The 14999-nt window shown below is 42.0% G+C and carries 16 protein-coding genes; 6 read left to right on the forward strand and 10 right to left on the reverse strand.

Translation table 11 applies throughout. The features are described from left to right. The first annotated feature begins 323 nt into the window (after positions 1 to 323). The 5 genes from WN50_RS32185 (at position 324) to WN50_RS36165 (ending at position 3702) form a co-directional block, all read left to right on the forward strand. Positions 324 to 599, forward strand: coding sequence for a zinc ribbon domain-containing protein (locus WN50_RS32185; RefSeq protein ID WP_072075579.1), 276 nt, complete (start codon positions 324 to 326; stop codon positions 597 to 599). A gap of 78 nt (positions 600 to 677) precedes the next feature. Next, positions 678 to 926, forward strand: coding sequence for a 50S ribosomal protein L31 (gene rpmE, locus WN50_RS12455; RefSeq protein WP_046279224.1), 249 nt, complete (start codon positions 678 to 680; stop codon positions 924 to 926). 243 nt (positions 927 to 1169) lie between these two features. Beyond that, positions 1170 to 2276 carry a peptide chain release factor 1 gene (prfA, locus tag WN50_RS12460; protein ID WP_046279225.1) on the forward strand — a complete coding sequence of 369 codons (1107 nt, stop codon included), beginning with the start codon at positions 1170 to 1172 and terminating at the stop codon, positions 2274 to 2276. 324 nt (positions 2277 to 2600) lie between these two features. Continuing rightward, positions 2601 to 3041: a hypothetical protein gene (locus WN50_RS36160; protein WP_235440939.1), complete on the forward strand. Its 441-nt coding sequence runs from the start codon at positions 2601 to 2603 to the stop codon at positions 3039 to 3041. Next, on the forward strand, positions 3031 to 3702 hold the full coding sequence (locus tag WN50_RS36165) for a hypothetical protein (RefSeq protein WP_235440940.1): 672 nt from the start codon (positions 3031 to 3033) through the stop codon (positions 3700 to 3702). Before WN50_RS36160 ends, WN50_RS36165 begins: the two co-directional genes overlap by 11 nt. On the opposite strand, the gene WN50_RS12470 is transcribed toward WN50_RS36165, so the two are convergent. After that, positions 3699 to 4112 (reverse strand): hypothetical protein, encoded by a 414-nt coding sequence (locus tag WN50_RS12470; protein ID WP_046279226.1) that lies wholly within the window; start codon positions 4110 to 4112, stop codon positions 3699 to 3701. The genes WN50_RS36165 and WN50_RS12470 overlap by 4 nt on opposite strands. 109 nt (positions 4113 to 4221) lie before the next feature. On the opposite strand from WN50_RS12470, the gene WN50_RS12475 reads away from it, so the two are divergent. Further along, on the forward strand, positions 4222 to 4428 hold the full coding sequence (locus WN50_RS12475; protein WP_046279227.1) for a hypothetical protein: 207 nt from the start codon (positions 4222 to 4224) through the stop codon (positions 4426 to 4428). 369 nt (positions 4429 to 4797) lie between these two features. Here the strand turns inward: WN50_RS12475 and WN50_RS12480 are convergent, their stop codons facing one another. The 9 genes from WN50_RS12480 to ltrA (WN50_RS12520) all read right to left on the reverse strand — a co-directional run bounded on the left by WN50_RS12480 (position 4798) and on the right by ltrA (WN50_RS12520) (position 14940). Beyond that, complete coding sequence (locus WN50_RS12480) at positions 4798 to 5361, reverse strand: integral membrane protein (protein WP_046279228.1); 564 nt, start codon at positions 5359 to 5361, stop codon at positions 4798 to 4800. Positions 5362 to 5365: 4 nt separating this feature from the next. Beyond that, positions 5366 to 7141 (reverse strand): GTPase HflX, encoded by a 1776-nt coding sequence (gene hflX / locus WN50_RS12485; protein ID WP_046279229.1) that lies wholly within the window; start codon positions 7139 to 7141, stop codon positions 5366 to 5368. A 122-nt stretch (positions 7142 to 7263) separates the two neighbouring features. Then, on the reverse strand, positions 7264 to 7584 hold the full coding sequence (locus WN50_RS12490; protein ID WP_046279230.1) for a hypothetical protein: 321 nt from the start codon (positions 7582 to 7584) through the stop codon (positions 7264 to 7266). A 91-nt stretch (positions 7585 to 7675) separates the two neighbouring features. Continuing rightward, positions 7676 to 8752 carry a coiled-coil domain-containing protein gene (locus tag WN50_RS12495; protein WP_046279231.1) on the reverse strand — a complete coding sequence of 359 codons (1077 nt, stop codon included), beginning with the start codon at positions 8750 to 8752 and terminating at the stop codon, positions 7676 to 7678. 60 nt (positions 8753 to 8812) lie between these two features. After that, the gene (locus WN50_RS12500) at positions 8813 to 9796 is read right to left on the reverse strand and encodes a coiled-coil domain-containing protein (RefSeq protein ID WP_046279232.1); all 984 of its coding nucleotides are present in this window, start codon (positions 9794 to 9796) and stop codon (positions 8813 to 8815) included. Between the two features lie 41 nt (positions 9797 to 9837). Then, the gene (locus WN50_RS12505) at positions 9838 to 10218 is read right to left on the reverse strand and encodes a hypothetical protein (protein ID WP_046279233.1); all 381 of its coding nucleotides are present in this window, start codon (positions 10216 to 10218) and stop codon (positions 9838 to 9840) included. Between the two features lie 93 nt (positions 10219 to 10311). Further along, positions 10312 to 10578, reverse strand: a complete 267-nt coding sequence (locus WN50_RS12510) for a hypothetical protein (protein ID WP_053221503.1) — start codon at positions 10576 to 10578, stop codon at positions 10312 to 10314. A 51-nt stretch (positions 10579 to 10629) separates the two neighbouring features. Beyond that, a complete protein-coding gene (gene ltrA, locus WN50_RS12515) occupies positions 10630 to 12444 on the reverse strand; it encodes a group II intron reverse transcriptase/maturase (protein ID WP_046279234.1) in 1815 nt (604 codons plus the stop codon). Positions 12445 to 13203: 759 nt separating this feature from the next. Beyond that, a complete protein-coding gene (ltrA, locus tag WN50_RS12520; RefSeq protein WP_046279239.1) occupies positions 13204 to 14940 on the reverse strand; it encodes a group II intron reverse transcriptase/maturase in 1737 nt (578 codons plus the stop codon). Between the last annotated feature and the right edge of the window lie 59 nt (positions 14941 to 14999).

Raw genomic sequence — 14999 nt, forward strand, 5'->3', positions numbered from 1 at the left:
GTATTCAACCAGTTGAAAAACCCAGCATCTAATCGATGCAATGAACCTTGAAAACTTAAGGTACGGGGTTCTTGCTCTGAATGCTTTGGCCATATAAAACCTTAAAGCACCAAGTACAGAGAATCAAGCATTTTTTTCTCAAGTACGGTAGGGCATACCGAAACTATCTCTGAAATGAGATGAACGACTGGGGAGACTCACCCCTCTGGAGTTGATTGGGAAACCAGTATGCTGTAAGGGTTGTCAATGAATCAGTAATCCAAAGCCGTGAGGCTTGGAGAATCCCCTTTCTTTAGAAATGGGGAGTATGTCAAGGCTCCGATTTGATTGTTGTTTCCCGTTGGGAACCCTCAACTAAGCGATGCTCAAATTGCAGGACGCTTAAAGATTCAATGCCTTTATCTGAGCGAATTTATCGATGCGAAAACTGCGGTATGACCTGCGATCGCGATCTAAATGCTGCTAGAAATTTAGTAGCAATGGCGGGTAGCTTGCCCGTGTCAGCCTGCGGACTGGATAGTGCCGACACTCCCAGAATGAAGCGGGAAGAAAACATCTCATCTATCCAACCCTGTCTAGATTTGGGCGATTTTGGATAGTTTTGAGTAAGTTTTTCAGAGCGGTCAATCCTCGTTAGAATAGTAATCAAAGCAATCCCTATTTATTCAATTAAAACGATGCCTAAATCTGATATTCATCCCGAATGGTACCCTGAAGCTGAAGTGTATTGCAACGGCGAATTAGTGATGACCGTTGGTTCGACTCAGCCGAAAATTTCTGTTGATGTCTGGTCGGGAAATCATCCCTACTACACCGGAACTCAAAAGATTATTGATACAGAAGGTCGGGTAGAACGCTTCCTGCGTAAGTATGGCATGATGAGTGAAACTCCGGCAACAGAAATTGCTGAGGGAGAAGAAAAATAGCTGAGTTGTCGTTTGTCTGTCGTCTGTTGTCTGTAGTGTTTTCTACTGACAACTGACTCTCAAAATATTTTCGGGTTGATCCGTGAGTCGAGCAATGTGTTTCCATAACATCAATTAGACCGTCTGAGGAGTAACGCACTGGCTTTGAATGCTAGTAGATTTTCCTTCCTAACGGCCTCATACCTATCAACCCCAATTCATCAACTCTTGTGACAACTGACAACTGACAAAGGACAACGATCAATGGCTGAAACTTATTTAATCGAAAAATTAAAGTCTTTCGAGCAGACTTTTAATGAATTGACTTTGCGCCTTGCTGATCCGGATGTGTCTAACAACCCGACGGAGTTACAACGGATCGCTAAAGAGCGTTCTTCTATTGAGGAAGTGGTCGATACTTATCAGCTCTGGAAAACGGCTCAGGAGCAGCTAGCTGAGGCGAAACAAATTTTCAGAGAAGCTGGAGACGATCCGGACATGAAAGAGATGGCGGCTGTAGAAGTTAGCGAACTTCAAGACAAGCTCGAACAGTTGGAAAGTCACTTGAAAGTTCTCTTGTTACCCAGTGATCCGAATGATGATAAGAACATCATGTTAGAGATCCGAGCCGGAACAGGCGGAGATGAAGCGAGTATCTGGGCGGGTGACTTGGTGCGAATGTATTCCCGCTACGCCGAAAGCCAAAACTGGCAGGTGAAAATGATCAGTGAGTCCCTCGCTGATATGGGGGGTTTTAAAGAAGCCATTCTGGAAATTAAAGGCGATCGAGTCTATAGCAAGCTGAAATTTGAAGCGGGAGTTCATCGGGTTCAACGGGTTCCCCTGACTGAAGCGGGAGGGAGAGTTCACACTTCAACGGCAACGGTGGCGGTGATGCCGGAAGTTGATGACGTTGATGTGGAAATTGATCCCAAAGATATCGAAATGAGTACGGCTCGTTCTGGGGGAGCAGGCGGTCAAAACGTCAACAAGGTGGAAACGGCGGCTGATCTCTACCACAAACCAACGGGAATTCGGATTTTCTGCACGCAAGAGCGGAGTCAAATGCAGAACAAGGAACGAGCCATGCAGATTTTACGCGCGAAACTCTACGAGATGAAACTGCGTGAACAGCAAGAAGCGGTGACTTCTATGCGGCGATCTCAGGTGGGGACGGGCGCTCGTTCTGAGAAAATTCGCACTTATAACTATAAAGATAACCGTGTCACGGATCATCGCCTGGGTCAGAACTTCTCTCTATCACCTGTTTTAGAGGGGGGTTTGGAAGATGTGGTTGATGCTTGTGTCTTTACCGATCAGCAAGAACGACTGCTGGAACTGGCGAATGCTTCGACTCCTGCTTCTGTATAAGGTTATTGGGGGTGTCGGGAATGTGTTGTAGGGGCGGGTTCGACAAAAATGTATGCTTCCCAGAAATAACATTAATAAACCGCCCCTCTTGCACTGAACAGCAGAGGGCAGTCGTGCAAAAGTCCTCTGCGCCATCTCCCTTTGAGGGGGCTGGTTTGTAGATTTTTGACAGAACCTGCCCCTACGCTTACTGCTGACTGTAAACTCCTTCGTTAACTTTCGTTGACTTTTAAATCATTTTTTTGTTTTCATCCGCTACAATAGAGAGAGTTCTGAAAAGCATGGATCGGAAAAATTAGTAATAATAGTATTGCGGTGACAGTGATGAATGAGCAAGACTGTTTGACCGTTTATGATGAATTGGTCGAAATATTAAATCAACTGCAATTAGGCTGGGTTTCTCAACAAGTTCTTGAGGTAATTAGTGCTGGGAAAACGGTTGAAGAAATGGTATCAGGACGCAAATCTCCTGATTTAAAATTAACTTATCATACGCCGAAAGAACAACTTTTGCTGTTAATTGATGCAATTGAAAAAGCGGTTGTGAATGCGGTTGATATTGAGTTAGAAATTGCTAGAAGTTTCAGTGAAGAAGCGACGACTTCTGATCTGCAACCTGAACTGAAATTTACGTCTTCTTTTGAGAAGAAAAGTCAATTTATTAAATTTCCAGTTGAACTGGCAACCCATCGCAAAAAGGAAGCTGAAACGTTGCTAAAACTGCTTCATAAATTACAGAAAGAGGTGCAAAAAGATGCCAATTAATACAACTCTTATTCAAGATATTAGCCAACAGTTAAAACAGACCCTTCATCCCGAAATTCAAACAGCTACAGAGATTTCTGAACTGTATAATTTTTATATTTTTTGTATTCTGGTCAAAGCGGCTCGTAATGAAGGAGCGTTGGTTTATTATAAAGATGTTCTCAAACACAATCCTGAACAATTAGTCTTTCGTAGACGCGCTGGACAAATTTATGAGACTTCTCAACCTTATACTCATGCGGTGATTGAATTTACAAATAAACCCCCTTTAGAAATACATATGGGGGTAAAAATTCATGGTCGCTTGCGAGTTTTGTATGATTGTGATATTTGTGTATTGTATAAGATGGAGGCGGATAGCTGTCGGGCGAACCAACGACAACCCCGTGCTTCTCGGATTTTAATGGCGGTTGATTGTCAATATTATACGTCTCAACTTAAGTTGGAACTCGCACAAGCTTTCATTGCTTTTTCTTCGGAGTTGAGAGTGTCTGGAAACTGTTACTTTGTTTCTAATAGTTCATCGGATTCTGTGGCTAAACTTTTGGCTAGCCGAAAGCGAAAATGGGAATATGATATTTTTCCGAGGGCGACGAATAATGTGAATCGGTTGATGTATGAATTTCAAACGAGCTTTAAGGATTTTAAGGCGAGAAGTTAACGCCAATAGGGTCTTCCCTTCCAAAAAACCCCGATTAAAATTCCCATTAATCCTAAGCTTGATAAATCGACTAAAAATGTAGGGAGGGGGAGTAGAGACTTAATAAATAGTCCTAAAAGCAAGCACCCGACTAAAGCCCAAAGTGTCGATGAATTCAACAAGAATCGTTGCTGCCAGATTTCTAACCAATAGACGGTTAATGCTCCCATTCCGATGGCGATCGCGACTTGGGTTAATACGCCTAATGGCGGCGAGAACAGCATTTTAAGGACATTACCCACGACGGGAGAGTGAACGACTCCCCAAAAGAGTAAGATTTCTAAGGCTGCAATCAAAAGATTGCTGAGAGTCGCACTTTGCAGTAGCGATCGCCAGGGAAAGTTTTTTAGCCGTTGCATCCAATGATTCATAGGAATTGATATTACAATTTTTGAAGAGAGACTTGGATTTGTTCAGGGAGCTTATCACATCCCAACATTACCAAAGTCAAAAGCTGATTAAATTTGAGAGGAGACGACTGTGGAAGCAAACAATATAAATTGTGCTGAAGCCTGCGTTAATGGCTGTGTTCTCGGCGATAAATGTCCGAATCGGGAGTACGCAGAAAGCACAGAAAGCTTCATCAATGGCACATCCTTAGACAAAATGCTGAATATCGCGGAAGAAGCGGTTCGTAAAAAGCGTATGGAACCCCCACAGTGGGTGATTCCTGATTTTCCCGAATAGCCTGAGAATCATCAAGCGATCGCCATAAAACGCATACATCTAGTTTAACTGCACTGTCAGATTTGAGAGTGGGGAATGGAAAAGTCGTCAATCCCTTTCCCCTTCTTTTGTTTGATTAATTTTAGATAATATTTTTCTATTCTGCGAGAACATAAAAAATTTGAGATTCTGCTAAACCGGATGGGAGCGCGAAAATCTCCTCCTGTATTCGCCAGATCAACTCGTCGCCAGAAATGCCCTCGCTGATCTGGGCGAATTTCTCTTGTGTTCCACTCGTTATTCGATCAGGGTGTTTAATTGGGGGTGAAAGTGTTGAGTTTGTTGTTTTTGAGTAAGAATCATCCAGTCTGGAAAATTTTGAAGTTTGGGTTAAGATTGAGCCGATTTTCGTCTTCCCCAAGGTTTAAGAACTGAAATGGCAATCAGGGCTAATAGACAAATTGTTTGAACAATTCCCCCCATTATAGTGGCTCGATCATCAAACATATAAAGGGGATTTTGTAAAGCTTGCGATCGCAGTTCTTGGGAAATTGAGGTGATCGCATTTGTCCAGGGGCCAAGCCAGAAGGTGCCAAAAATAATCAGAGAAAGGGTGGCGATCCATTTTGTGATCACCCAATAATATTTGACAAAACCCCAATTCGTTAAACCTGATAACAATGCACCTGTGATCAATGAAGCAGTCGCCGCCGGAATAATCACGACTTCATCGAGTAATTGCATCACGGTATTGAGGATATAAAGTTCATCCCCATTGGTTGTTTTTAAATTGTGTAGGGCAATAATCACCATACACAATCCCGTTCCAAACCAAATTCCTGCTGTTGCGATATGAGCAGAAACCAGCCAATTTTTTTGTTGAACATTGAGTTTAAAACGGGCTGATTTTTTCTGCTTTTCTTCTGATTTTGTGGGTGTAGATTGACTGCTCATCAACTTAACTCAAACTTGAGACATAATGAATAAGCTGACCAATTCGCTGACGTAATGTTTCCAAACCCAAAGCTTTACCCGCCGAAATAAATGCAGCTTGAGGATATTCTTCTTGAGCAAATCTCAAGGTTTCTCCATCAACCTGATCAATTTTATTAAACGCCAATAAAGCAGGCCCGGGAGTAATCGGCATTGACATCAAAATTTTCATTACCGATTCAATTTGACCTTGCCAAGCCGGATGAGATAAATCGACCACATGAACGAGCGCATCGGCATCACTCACTTCTTCTAAAGTGGCACGAAAAGCATCAATTAACGCAGGGGGTAATTCATGGATAAATCCCACTGTATCGGTTAAAACAATAGTTTGGGGTTCGTCGGTGATGGCGTCAGGAATTGCTAAACGGCGACTGGTGGGATCAAGCGTTGCAAACAGTTGATCTGCCGCGTAAATTTCTGAACTGGTGAGAACGTTTAACAAAGTCGATTTTCCGGCGTTGGTATAACCGACAATGGCAACGGTGGGTACTTCTTGATGCTGACGACGTTGACGCAGGCGAGAACGATGGGCTTGCAATTGATTCACCTCTTGTTGCAAGCGGGCGATGCGACGTTGAATGGCTCGTCGTTCGGTTTCTAGCTTGGTTTCACCAGGGCCTCGAGTTCCTATACCACCCCCAAGTCGAGACATGGCTTGACCTCGCCCAGTTAGACGTGGCAAACTGTATTCGAGTTGTGCGAGTTCGACTTGCAATTTTCCGGCACCAGATTGGGCGCGTTGAGCAAAAATATCGAGAATCACCTCAGTTCTATCGACAACTCTCACGCCTATTTGGGTTTCTAGGTTGCGAACTTGAGCCGGAGACAAACTCCGATCAAAGACGATTAAACTTGCACCAATGGTTTGGGCGGTTAAGGCAATTTCTTGTACTTTTCCTTCCCCTACAACGGTTTGAGGATGAGGACGCGATCGCTTTTGGCGTAGGGTTTCTATGACTTGACCCCCTGCTGTATCAACCAGTCGCACCAGTTCGAGTAACCCGTCTTCAAAGCGTTGAGGGCTGATGTCTTCGGTTTTGACGCCCACCAACAACACTTTATCGCCGTCAGAATCAACGGTTTGGGCGACTAACTCTCGTTGCAGTTCGGCTTCGAGGTTATCCACCAAGTCGAGAAAATCCTGGGTGGAGAGCATATCCAAACTTTGCGGTGGCGATAAATAATGGGGAATTGTGGCTTGAAGGGTGGTGATGTTGCCATTATTATCTTCTGCGGTTGGCGGAAGCAAGTGAGCGAGATAGGCTTGTTCAATGTATCCGGTTCCGCCACCACCTCGACGCTGAAAACCGCTTCCCGTTAGGGTCAGAACAACTAACACATCCAACCGTTGAATCGCCATTGCAGTTAAGGCGGATTCATTCGGGGGTTCTGATTTAATTTGAGTGGCAATGCAGCGAATGCCGCTTAGACGCCCGCCCCCATAACGAGGCAATTCTAGGGGGGGAATTTGAGTTTGGCGGGGTGTTCCGACTCCCACCCGAATCACTTGTCCCCGACGGTTGAGATAAGCACAGACGGGTTGACCGATTTCTGTACTGCTGGCGGCTAGGCGTTGAGCAAACTCTGGGGTAGTAATGCGATCGCCGGGTATCCGTTGATGGTACAGACGTTGTAATCCTTTGAGTTGACTCGGCTTTAGCCCTTGAAGATTACCGTAAATCGTTTCGATAGGCCCTCCTGACCCGTTTTCTGGGTATTCAAAACTTTTATTGATCATTTTAACATTTTCTCTTGAAAGGGGGGACTCTATTGACTTTGTAATGCTTCTGGGCTGTTCTCTGCTTTTATTTAACACAAACTTAGAGTTATTTTAATTGTATTTTTTCCGGTAAGCTTGAGTTAAATATAGCTGTCAAAACTCATCAAATTTCTAATTTTTTTCGACAAAATTAGTCGTTTTTCCTCCGTTATTCCTTCAGATGTTTCAGTTTGCAACTTCTTTAGATTTTCACTTAAAGCTTTATAAATAGAGGGATTCACATCACAAAAGTCTATAATCGCATCTGATAAAAATTCAGTTTTATTCTCTTCAGGGATGTACTCAGCTTGATCGATAGCAATGTCAAGTTGAGTTAAATCCTGTTTGGCTTCTCCGGCAAAGAGTTCGGGCTGACTATTGATGACTTCAAAAAAAGAAGCCGTAATCTGTTCGGGTTTCATCTGAGCATTTTCTCTATAAATCAGTTAGGTTAATTATAGCATTCTTTAGTCCTATTCCCCTCTCTTTGTCGGAGAGGGGCTAGGGGTGAGGTTACTTGCCTTTCTGTTGGTTTTTGGCTTGTTCTATGGCAATGTCTTTCATGGCTTGGAATGAACTGGCGTTGGAACTGCCTTCAATGGCTTTCACCGCTAAATCTTGAACTTGTTTGAGGGCAGAATCAAGTTGTTTGGATAAGTTTTGGATGCGGTTTTCTTGATTTTTAATCGTTTCAGAGAGAGATTTAATCCGCAGTTCAAAGAATTGTTTTTGTCCTTCGACTTCTTTAGCGAATAAGTCAGCTTTGATTTTGGCTTGAGCGTTACCAATATTGCGCCCGATTTCTTTACCCCGTTTAATATTATCTTCTAACTTATGGGCAAATTCCTCTACTTTTGCTTTCACATCTGCATATTCTTTTTCTTTCTCAATTAAGGCTTTTTCCCGTTCTTCCCATTGTTTTTCCTGTTGTTGTTGCAACTCCTCTAACTGTTTATACAACGTTTGTTGATTCTGTTCATATTCTTCGTGATCTAAATCTCGTTTAAGCTGTAAGTCATACTGATAGGATTCTTGATCTCGGGTTTGACTGGTTTTGTAGTTTTCATTGCGTTCTTGAGTGGCTTTTTGATAGTCTAACTGTTCTTTTTGCCAAGCTTTTTGTTGTTCTTGAAATTGTTGTTCTAAAGTGTCCTGTTGTTGGGTGAGTTCTTCCGTAAATGTCTTAGCGTTTTCTTCGTAGCGTTGAACCAAAACATCTAACGTTTCATCATTAACGTCTTCTAAACTATGTAAGGTTTTGAGTTCTTCTAACTCCAGTTCTACATTTTTTTTAAGTTCTTGCAGTTGAGTCGCTTCACGGGTTAACTGTTCAGATAACTCACTGACTGCACCGCCAAAACCTGATTGTAGCAGCGTTAAACTTTCGAGGACTTGCTGCATTTTAGGCTGATTAGAGGATGATGAATTTAAAGTTTTTATCGGTTCATAAACAACGTTACCATTATTGCCATTACTGTTACCATTACTCGATTGTTTAAATTGAGATTCAAGAGAAGCTTTTTCATTTTCTAACTCTTGATAAGCGGCTAAAATTTCTGCTTTGGTGTTGCGATCGCTAACTTTTGCCATTGTTTTTATCCGTTGAATTTAGGTTGAGGTTTGATGGTTTTAAATTAATTTCGTGGCTACTTAACTTTGACTCGAAGAACTCGCAAAAGCACGCATCGCTAAATCTTGTGCTTGTTTCATTGTGGCTTGTAACTGAGCGGATAAATCGGCAATTTGTTCATTTTGACGTTGAATGGTTTCGTCTAAAGAAGTTACTTGTAGTTCATAGCCTTGTTTACTAGATTCCCATTCTTTCTCAAATAGATCCGCTTTAACTTTCGCTTCTCGGTTCGCTTCTTGAATGGCTTCTTCCTTCGCCTTGTTATGCGCTTTTTTCAGTTCTTCTTCAAAGCCTTCAACTTTCTTTTTATTAGCCTCAAATTCCGCTTTATTCTTCTCTAAGATCGCCTCACGCTCTGACCAATTTTTTTCTTTCTCTTGAGCGTTATTAGCTAACTCTCGTTCTAACTTGCGGCGTGTTTCTTCGTATTCATCTTGTTCAATTTTACGAGTCTTTTCCAGTTCATAGTTATAATTTTCCTCTTCTTGCTGACGAACTTTCGTTTGTTCTTCCTGCTGTTGTTGAACGGTGGCTTCAAACTCCTGTTGTTCTTTTTCCCAAGCTTTTCGTTTGGTGATTTTATCTTTATCCAAAGCTTCTTGACGCAGGGTTGCATTTTGATTGAGTAAATTCAGTTTTTCCTGATGTTCTTGACTCAACAAATACAACGCATCAGCGACTACGCGAATTTTTTGTAACTCTTGAAGCTGTTGAGTTTCGATTTCAATAGATCGCTTCAGTTCATCGAGTTTAGAAGATTCTGTTTTAAGCTGTTCAGAAATTTCAACAATCGTGTTGCCAAAACCAAGCTGTAAATCTGCTAAACTTTTAACAATGCTATCAACGGTGTAGGCTGATGTTTTTTCAAGCAGTTGTTTACCTTTTTCTTTTTCAGCTTCTTCTTCTTTGGTAGCGATTTTAGAATCAACTTTTTTTCGTTGTTCTAAAATTTGCTGAAATTTGACAATGATTTGAGTTTTGCTATTTTGAATTGTAGTTTGCATTTTGCACTTGACCTCAAATATTGAACAGGGTTGACTCTATTTTACGCTTTTATCTGGGACTGCCGCTTCCGTAGTTTTTCGATAATTTCTTGGTGATCGGATACAGGCTTTGAGGGTTCCTCCGTATTTTCACGTAGAAGTAAGTTGACAATGCGTTGACAGCGATCGCAACGATTTCCGGGCCAACAATAACAGTTATTAACCAAATCTTTCAACGTTGATTTTAGGCGTTTATTTTCTTCTAAAACCGCCTGATAATTTCGTTGAACAGATTGAACAAGCATCTGCATATGTTGAAAATCTGCACACAAACTTTCTAAATCGTAAACGGCATTTTCTCGAATCCGATCACTGAGTTCATGTTGATTCACAACCGGAGAAGGGGACGAGGTTTTTTGGATTAACTTCAGAAAGTTTTTCATGGTTTAATGTTTCTAACTCTGAACTAAAAACTCAGATTCAGGAAAGGAGGAACACAAAAATAATTGCATCCTCCATTCCTGTTAGTTCAGCAGTTAAGAAACCTCAGCCGGAACTTTTTCTGATGCCGGTGGAAGCACCATTTCTCGACTCGAATTTAAGGCAAGTTCTTCCGGATCACTGGCTTGGCTATGAACCGCAATCAAACAAGCAATGTCGTGAGGCGATAAATTATCCAAACAAACCATTGACTTTGTTCCTTCTAAATCAATCATCCGAGACAAGTTACTTTCATCTGAAAGAACCGCCGCCGCTTGCTCAACAACTGACCAATTTGTTCGTTCCTGCCAAGACCATTTCAAGGAATAGTAATTGATTGGTTTTAAAGTACCACTTTCATCGGGCTTATTAAACTAAGCATGAGAGTCACCTCTCATACTCGTCTTCAGAACCGGACGTGAGATTTTCACCTCATCCGGCTCCTCAATGACTTGGCTCTTGTCACGAGTACCTCTTAAGCTACCGTCGAAACGGGTCTTTTCATCATGGCAATGTCTGTGTAATAGTTGCAGATTTTTATACTCATCCTTTCCGCCTTTCGACTTAGGAATGATATGGTCTACTTCCATCACATCATCCTCTCGGAAGTGTAAATTGCAGTGAGCGCATACCCCTTTTTGTACCTTCAAAAGCTTCGCAACTTTTGTTGGAATTTCTGGATTTTTGCCCATTCTTGAACTCCAATATATCAAATCGCCATCGTAAGGGGATGCAACGTCTTTTACTTTCACATGACGAACGATTGGTGTCGCCGCATGATTCAGTAATTGAGCCGTGATTTCTCCGTCTTTTTTGGAGCAAAAGACCCAATTGGCGTTTCCTATTCTGTGCCAATATTTATTGACTGCCCATTTCTTGCTCTTGTTTAAATGACGGTAATTTGCCCATGCAATTAGTTTTTGACACATGAGGTGGTCTAGGTACTGGTAAGTTTCCTTGCTTACTACTGACGCATAGTAATTACTCCATCCTCGGATTATAGGGTTTAGGCGTTGTATTAATGCCTCTTGTTTAATCGATTTATGTGAGTCAATTACTTTTGCGATTTGGTCGTAATGTGCCTTTATGCTTTTCTTGCTTGGGGTGATGATGGTTTTAAAACCTTGATTTGCGTGATGTTTTCCAACATTAAATTGTCGGATATTGAAACCGAGAAAATCAAATCCTGGTTCCTCTTGTCCGTACTTGTTTAAGGTATGGGCTAATCTCGTTTTGCTTGGCTTTAATTCCAAACCCACATCTTTTAACCACTCAGAGATTATCTCTTTACATCTTTGGACGGCATTTATGTCTTCGTGGAGAATCACGAAGTCATCAGCGTACCGGATGAGGGTCAATGATTGCACCTTCATTTGCCAACTTTTTTGACAGCCCTTATCATTTTTCATATCAAGGGTTTTGGCAAACTCTTTTATCCGATATTCCATACCGTGAAGGGCAACGTTAGCCAGTAACGGAGAAATGACCCCGCCCTGTGGCGTACCCTCAGATGTAGGGAACAACTCTATCCCATCCATGAAACCCGATTTTAACCAGGCTCGAACCTGTCTTCGTAGGGTTGGATAAGTATTCAATTTTATTAAGAGTCGTTCGTGGTCGATGCAATCGAAGCATTTTGCAATATCAGCATCTAGCACATATTTCGACTTTTTATTGATTGCGATAAAAATTGCTCCGATTGCATCTTGACATGAGCGGCCTGGTCTGAACCCGTATGAGTTAGGCTCAAATTTCGCTTCCCATTCAGGCTCTAGAGCCATTTTGACAAGCGACTGCAATGCGCGGTCATACATGGTAGGTATTCCCAAAGGTCGCTTCTCATCCAACCCTTGTTTGTCTATCCAGACTCTCCGGGTCGGGCTGACCTTTGAACCCAGTTTGAGTTTTCCAGTCAAGGCTATTCTTTGCTTTGGGGTCAGCGATTTAACGCCATCCACACCAGCAGTTTTTCGCCCCTGGTTATCTTGGGTAACTCTACGCACCGCGAGACATCTTGCAGACCAAGACCTCATCAGCGTTTTTTGGAGTCGGCGAACTGCTTTAACATCACCACGATTAGAGGCTTGATAGATACGTTTTTGGAGCTTATAAACACGCTTTTCTAGCTTGCGCCAGTTAATCGCATTCCATTCCACCCTAGTGTCATTAATTGAACTGGTTTTAGACATTTATACTCCTAATTGAGTCTCTATCTTCCAAATCATCGGATGTACGTCAGCATATCTAGAACATTACTTCTAGCATTCGCTTTTTACATCATCTTTCCTGCTAGCAGCATACGGGAACGCACCTACTTGTAAATCGACCTTACAAGAGCATACTAGAGGTTACTTCGTTCCAAGTGTTCATATTTTATGTACCTTTAGAGTGATGCTATACGCCGAGTTTATGGGAAGTGCTTGTTGGTCGCTTCGGTATCGCCAACTCCCTGACTTTTGCCTTTTGGCTCCAGTTTGTCAGCCTTATTTAGCTGGTTGCATTTAACGACGTTTCAGACGCATCTTTACTTAAGTTACTCATGGGTACTTTGCTCGAAGGGATACCAAGTTAGGCTCTCAGCTTGCCTCCTTTTCATCCCGCTTTTCGGATTGATGGCTAGTCGCTACCGAAGGGATAATGCTGTCACCACTGCACCTGTGGGGTAGGACTTAGCAACATTCCTATAGATGTTACTTGCACCTACATAAACACTTAGTTGTCAAAGGAGTTTTAATCCTTTGCTAGCTGTCCCCCTAACACTTTGAAAAGTGTTGGTTTAAGCTAAACGAATCGCACCCCGAAATATTTGCTAAATTTGAGAATGGTCATCGAACATTTGGAGTTATATTCTTCATCACCAATTGGTTAAACTAAGCAATTTTGTCACCAAAACTACTCGTCTTCAGAACCGTGCATGAAAGTTTCCCTTCACACGGCTCCTCGATAACTCAGTCCTTGTCATTGGTACTGCTTCCATGAATTATGTCGTGGCAGTGTCTATGAAGTAACTCCAAGTTGGAGTATTTGTTATTGCTTCGATTTCTGTCTTTATGGTGTATTTCCAGCACGTCATCTTCCCAGAAGTTATGACCACAATATGTGCAACGATTTTTTTGCTGCTTTAGCAAAGTTGCTATGACTTTTGGTATTCCTGGAGCTGAACCTTTTCTTGAACTCCAATATTTCAGGTTTCCATCGTAAGGACTTGCATCACCTTTTACCTTAGTATGTCTTTCAATGAGAGTTTCTTTGTGCTGTTTTAATACAGCTATTGTTTTCCCATTTTCTTGACAGGCGAATCTTTTGGCTCCATTGATGGTTTTCCAGTATTTATTGGCTGTCCAATTTTTGGGTTTGTTGTGCCTTCTATTTCCCCATGCCGCTAGCTTCCAGAAGATGTCGTAATCTAATCGGTTAAAGATGTCTTTGCTAACCACTCCAGAATAATAGTTCGCCCATCCTTGAATTATCGGATTTAACCGTTTTATTAGTGCCTCTTGTGGCACAGCTTTATGGGTGTCAATTATCTTGGAGATAGTTTGGTAATGTTCTTTAACTTTGGTCTTACTGGGGGTGATGATTGTTTTTATCCCCAGTTCGTTACCATACCTATCATGGGCTGTTCTGTATTTACCCGTCTGAAATTGACGGATATTGAACCCTAAAAAGTCAAATCCGGGTGGATTATTCTCGTGTTTTTTTAAGGTGTGGCATATCCGGGTTTTGGATTCTTTTAGCTCCAGTCCTAAACCTTTTAACCACTCTACTACTAATTGTTTGCACTTGAGAATTACTTCTATGTTTTCGTGCATGATTACAAAATCATCGGCGTATCTGACTACATGAGCTTTTGGGGTGTACCCCATATATGTCTGAGTCCTTTTCCCATTTTCCCGACCATATTTATAATGAACCTTGTGGGGGAATGCTTTGATGATTACTGTTTCCAATCCATGTAAGGCTATGTTCGCTAACAGTGGGGAGATTACACCTCCCTGGGGTGTTCCTTCTTCGGTTGGAAATAGTTGATTTCCATCTAACACACCGGATTTTAACCAGGCTCTTATTTGGCGGTTTAATTTAGGGAATGTGCCGATTTTTTCGATGAGAGCTTTGTGGTTGATTCGGTCAAAACATTTCGCTATATCCGCATCCAGGACGTATTTGTGACCTTTGTTGATTACGTTGTAAATCTGTCCTATGGCATCGTGACATGACCTTCCTGGTCTGAAACCGTAGCTGTTTGGCTCAAATTTTGCTTCCCATTCGGGTTCTAATCCAAGCTTAACTAAAGCTTGTAATGCACGGTCGAATATTGTGGGTATTCCTAATGGACGTTTTTCTTCTTTCCCAGGTTTTGGTATCCAAACTCGACGAGTGGGCTTGGCCAGTCCTGTTAGTTTTAAACGTCCAACGAGGCTTAGACGTTGCTTTGGGGATAATGATTTGACACCATCCACTCCTGCCGTCTTTTTACCAACGTTATCTTGTGTTACCCTTCTGACCGCTAAACATTTTGCTGACCAGGAATTTAACAGAGTCTTTTGAAGCTTTCTGACTGCTTTGACTTCTCCACGAGATGCAGCTCTGTAGATTCGTTTTTGCAACTTGTAAACTCGGCGTTCAATCGTTCGCCAATTGAGTTTTTTCCATTCCAACGTAGTCTTTAAACTCGTATTAGACATATACATTGCTAATCACAACTCCACAATCTGAATTATCGTGAGTCTGTCTGCATATCCCC

The sequence above is a fragment of the Limnoraphis robusta CS-951 genome, from assembly GCF_000972705.2.